The organism is Flavobacterium sp., assembly GCF_030146175.1.
Lineage (GTDB): Bacteria > Bacteroidota > Bacteroidia > Flavobacteriales > Flavobacteriaceae > Flavobacterium.
Genome location: NZ_JASLCE010000082.1, coordinates 1 through 4,419, shown reverse-complemented (window position 1 = coordinate 4,419; position 4,419 = coordinate 1). Strand labels below are relative to the sequence as shown.

General features: G+C 36.5%; 9 protein-coding genes. 1 reads left to right on the top strand and 8 read right to left on the bottom strand.

What is annotated here, in order from left to right; genetic code table 11:
- Positions 1-79 precede the first annotated feature (79 nt).
- The 8 genes from Q1R07_RS09935 to Q1R07_RS09900 all read right to left on the bottom strand — a co-directional run bounded on the left by Q1R07_RS09935 (position 80) and on the right by Q1R07_RS09900 (position 3,634).
- Positions 80-817 carry a hypothetical protein gene (locus Q1R07_RS09935; protein ID WP_300489358.1) on the bottom strand — a complete coding sequence of 246 codons (738 nt, stop codon included), beginning with the start codon at positions 815-817 and terminating at the stop codon, positions 80-82.
- Positions 818-1,142: 325 nt separating this feature from the next.
- Complete coding sequence (locus Q1R07_RS09930; RefSeq protein ID WP_300489355.1) at positions 1,143-1,538, bottom strand: hypothetical protein; 396 nt, start codon at positions 1,536-1,538, stop codon at positions 1,143-1,145.
- Positions 1,453-1,800: a hypothetical protein gene (locus Q1R07_RS09925; protein WP_300489352.1), complete on the bottom strand. Its 348-nt coding sequence runs from the start codon at positions 1,798-1,800 to the stop codon at positions 1,453-1,455. The genes Q1R07_RS09930 and Q1R07_RS09925 overlap by 86 nt, the downstream gene beginning before the upstream one ends.
- Before the next feature lie 32 nt (positions 1,801-1,832).
- Positions 1,833-2,477 carry an N-acetylmuramoyl-L-alanine amidase gene (locus Q1R07_RS09920; RefSeq protein WP_300489350.1) on the bottom strand — a complete coding sequence of 215 codons (645 nt, stop codon included), beginning with the start codon at positions 2,475-2,477 and terminating at the stop codon, positions 1,833-1,835.
- A gap of 18 nt (positions 2,478-2,495) precedes the next feature.
- A complete protein-coding gene (locus tag Q1R07_RS09915; protein ID WP_300489347.1) occupies positions 2,496-2,870 on the bottom strand; it encodes a hypothetical protein in 375 nt (124 codons plus the stop codon).
- Positions 2,867-3,034: a hypothetical protein gene (locus tag Q1R07_RS09910; protein ID WP_168732849.1), complete on the bottom strand. Its 168-nt coding sequence runs from the start codon at positions 3,032-3,034 to the stop codon at positions 2,867-2,869. Before Q1R07_RS09910 ends, Q1R07_RS09915 begins: the two co-directional genes overlap by 4 nt.
- Positions 3,035-3,327: 293 nt before the next feature.
- On the bottom strand, positions 3,328-3,474 hold the full coding sequence (locus Q1R07_RS09905) for a hypothetical protein (protein WP_300489342.1): 147 nt from the start codon (positions 3,472-3,474) through the stop codon (positions 3,328-3,330).
- Complete coding sequence (locus Q1R07_RS09900; protein ID WP_168732850.1) at positions 3,464-3,634, bottom strand: hypothetical protein; 171 nt, start codon at positions 3,632-3,634, stop codon at positions 3,464-3,466. The genes Q1R07_RS09905 and Q1R07_RS09900 overlap by 11 nt, the downstream gene beginning before the upstream one ends.
- Before the next feature lie 353 nt (positions 3,635-3,987).
- On the opposite strand from Q1R07_RS09900, the gene Q1R07_RS09895 reads away from it, so the two are divergent.
- The coding region (locus Q1R07_RS09895; RefSeq protein ID WP_300489334.1) for an XRE family transcriptional regulator at positions 3,988-4,419 on the top strand (432 nt) is incomplete at its 3' end.

The following is a 4,419-nucleotide window of genomic DNA, read 5'->3' as shown; positions in this document are numbered from 1 at the left end:
TTCTCTGCTAGCATCCCAAGAGCGAACTCAAGGGTTGCTCCCGAAGGAACGTCCCTCTGGATACATTTTATTCTGTGTATTAACCAATACTATAATTGATGGCATCTTCCAATCCGGATGATCCTAAAACAATTTTAAAGGCTACCGGCTGCGATCGGTACGGTCTTCCGTTGATCATTATTTCTAACAAAACTTGACAAGGTACAAAAGGCTTTCCATGTTTTGTAAACTTAAAATCGCCTGGTTTAAAGAGACTTCCCGAAGGTGAAAATTCTTTGTATCCTCCTTCAAAATTAGGTCTGAAGTAATGGATGGGTTCCATATCAAGAACCGATTCTTTTTCCTCTATGACATAAACCGATTTTCGATTCCATTGTTTGGCATCCATTTCTCTTTCTTCAGCAAAATGGGCCTTTCTCATATTACCGTTCCTCATTTTCTTTTTCTGCTTATAGCGTTTTATAATTACCTTTGGCTCATACACCATGATATCGTCTGTCCCTTCCAGAGTGATATGCATTTTTTTGTATCCCACTACTCGTCCCATAATGTGCCTATACCCCTGGAAATACTCCGGTTCTCTGCCTTCTACCGATTCGATAATTCGATGTCCTACCGAAGAATCCGGAAGCTCTTCTGATCTGTAAAAATCATAATACTTGTAAAATGTTTCTGCCGAGGGTCTCAGTGTTAATCCGAAATTAAGTTCCTTTAAGTGAACATAACTATCAATCAGTTCTGAAAACTCTCCCTCCGTAGGACGGTCGCCCGTTTCAAAATACGTTTTAAGTTCCTGTCTTGTCGTAATATTTTTCATAATTCATGTGCAAATGTTTTTGATATGCCATTGTCATATGGAAACATTTATTTGTATTTTTTGGTTGTTTTTATTAGCAAAAGCTATTTTGTTTTTGAATTTAATTTGAAAGAATTTTACTACTTATTTACACTTGCAAAATTCAACTATTTTATTTCAATCCGGGGTAATTTTTTGTTTTGAATTCTGTAGTTGCAGTAGGTATTACTTATACCATTTTCGGTATTACTTGGTTATTAGCATTACAAAATTGAACTATTTTTATTTTGTTGTGAACTTTTTTGCCCGCTCAATTCTGTAGTTGCAACTTTTCTTTTTTGTTGTTTTAGTGCACCAGTAGTACACCTACAACCAGGCCAATAGCCAGGCCGCCCAAACCATACAAAAAACCGTTACCAGTAGTGCTTTTCGCGGTCTTAAATTGTTCCTCTTTGATCTTTAACTGCTTCTCCGTTAGCTGTAACGAACTTTCCATAAGCTTGTTTTGCTGCGTCATAAAATTGATCAACACATCTTTTTCTTTTTGGATTTCGATGCATTTTTCGAGGTTTTCTTCGACTTTATTTTCCCTAAGCCGATCGTAATCGGCCAGGTCAATGAGTACCTTCCGGGCGATCTCTTTCGCGATCACGACACTATCTTTCTTCGTAGCGTTTTGTGAGCTGGCGTGCCAGGCTGTCAGCATCATCAGTATTCCTAATGTTTTTTTTAATTTGTTCATAACGCATATTATTTTCTTTTGCCCAGGCAATCTCCTCATAAAGTGATTTTTCGTTTTCAGCGATTAGTGCTAACTGCCTTTTTTTCAGCAGTTCGATACTATCCAATTTCGTTACATTCTGTTCTTTTAGTAGTTCGAGTTCGTCAATCTGTTGTTGGAGTACGACATTGAGGTCTTTTTTTAAAAAATACATTCGAATGTTTAATCCAAGGATGATCAAAATCAGAATACCAAAAGCATAGAACAACACCTTATCTCTCATTTTCTTTGTTTTTATATCGCGTTTTCAATTTTTTATGCCAATGATTTCAGCATATCTATAAGTTCTTTCTGCGGATGCACATCTGATTTATCCGGCCTGAAAGAAACATGTGCCCAGATTCCACTTTCGCCACTCAGCGCTCTTTTGTTGTATTCGAACATAATTTCTCCTTTATAACTTAGCGGAATCGCGTAACGTTCTCCCCAATATTCCAATAGTTCTTTTAAGGATGCGAGCTGAGCCGTTGTATATTTTTCAAAATACTGGTAACCGCGGAATGGTTTTTCATAAAACGTCACGTTTTCTTTTTTTACCTCCTGACCGGAGAATGAATAAAACTTGCCATTTTTAGTGGTCAATCCGCCCCAACTATCGAGTTCAATCCCGATAAATTCTTTATTACGCTGGGTGTTTAACGCCGGAAGCTCGAATCGTTTAAAGTGTTCCTGTTTTATTCCTAAATGATGGGCCCAATATTGTGAGGAATACAACTGATGGATACCGCCATCTCTAGCGATGATTATAGGTGTTGCAACACGTTCCGCAGTGGATTTCCACCATTCGATATCGCCCAAGACCGAGTCGCCAGAGACGGTATGATGCAGCACAATTCCTTTTTTTTTTGTGACTTCCCTGTAATATTGGTCTTCAGGAAAATCATGACTAATTATTTTCATCTTTTGTCCTTTTTTAAACTATTTTACATCGTCATTATCTTCTTTCTCATTTGAGGTTTTGTCTGTATTGACTCCGTATGTTTTTTCTATATAAGCTTTTACCGCTTTGTCTATCCAGCTTGGAAGATTAGTGGTAATCATTTTCAGAAATTTATCATACCCATAACCCAGAACAAAAAGCATCCCTGTGGAGTACCACTTGTCGTTTACATTAGCTTTATGCATGACATAACTCATTGTAAAGCCTACGATTACCACAATCAACAATGTTACAATGTGTTCCCAGGGCTGCTTTTTTTCTTTATTCTGGATTGAAATCAACACGCGCAATAGTCCACCTGAAAAAGCTACTGCTGTCCCTATAAATAGGATTTTGAAATTTTCCAAATTCATTCTTCCTTATTTATCAGGTACATATTATCTAAAAAGCTTTTGCTTTTTTTAATGTTCTGACGCTCATCCAAATAGGCGATATCATCAATAATATCGTCAATATCTTTTTCCTGCTCATCAAACACTCCTTTCTTTCCTTTAGTTGCTTTCTTTTTTCTTTTCATAGTTTAGGGTTTTCATTTGTATTTATAGTTCTTGTAAGCTTTAATCTAAAAGGAGTATCGTTTCAAAAAGCACAAAAAAGTCCTCTGTTCTCCAAGCCAATGCTTAAAAAACCTATTCTTTTTTCGCTTTATTTTTTTAGTATCTGTAAGGCGCCACGAAACAATAGTCATTGATTCAGGTCTCTTTAAACCGGCTTACAGGCCTGTTTTTCAGAAACCAAAGAGGCGTTACCCTTTTTTAGAAATGTACTTAACTGCTTGCTACATCCGGCACGGCACCGTTTGTTATTCTTTTATAATGGCAGTTCCATTTTAAACAGCCTTTTACTGCAGTTTCCGGCTTTATACACAACCGAACCAAAGGAATCCGGTTCTTTGTTATCCTGGCAGAACCAGAAGAGGTTCCATCCTTTATCGAGACGTACAATTTCAGTAATCATTTTGATCGTCTGTAAGGATGTTGTAAATAGTACGCTCTGATAAAAACAACATCTCTGTCAATTCATTGACAATTACCTTCATTTGCTTGCTTTGATTATCCGTCACATAGTTTGTAACGAATTCTTTTCGTTTTTCAATTAACTCTCGGTTTCTTTTCATGGTTGATAAATAATTTGGTTGTTTAAAGAAATTGATTAAAATAAATTTTATATTTAGTATAGTTTTTACGCAAATAGTTCCACAAAAAAATTTAAACGCGCACGATTACGCACTATGTTCGTGTTTTTACATTTTACACCTACAACCCAATGAAACAAAATAAAACACTGTATTCTAAGAGCCTCACCTAATTACACTGATATAAATGACACTGTTAAATGTTGCATATATTTCGTATATTTGCATCAATCTTAAATGCTACACGACAAATATGCGAATTTTGTTCGTGTTTACAAAACAAAAAAGAGTACAATTTGCGTTTTATTTTGTTTAATTTTTACAAAAATCTCATTATGAACTATTTAGAATTCAAAGAAATCAGAAAAAACTTGAACATGAAGCAGTCTGAGCTATCAAAATCGATTGGCGTCGGTATTAGAGCGATACAGTACTGGGAAAAAGGCGAACGAAAAATCCCCGAGACGACCGCATTTTTCATGAAAAGCCTGTTAGCCAAAAAACAAAAGGCGACTAACGAGAACGGTTCACCTGTAATTTTTTCCGATTTAAAGATTATGAACGTGCCGCTTGTAAATCAATACGCGCAAGCTGGTTACCTGAATGGCTTTGCCGACGAAGAATTCACCGAAAGCCTTCCTACTATTCCATTTACTGACGACGTCGAGCATCGTGGCGAATACATGTGCTTTGAAGTCAAAGGCGACAGTATGGATAACGGGTCCTATGAAAGTTACCTTGAAGGTGACATTTTATTATGCAGAAAT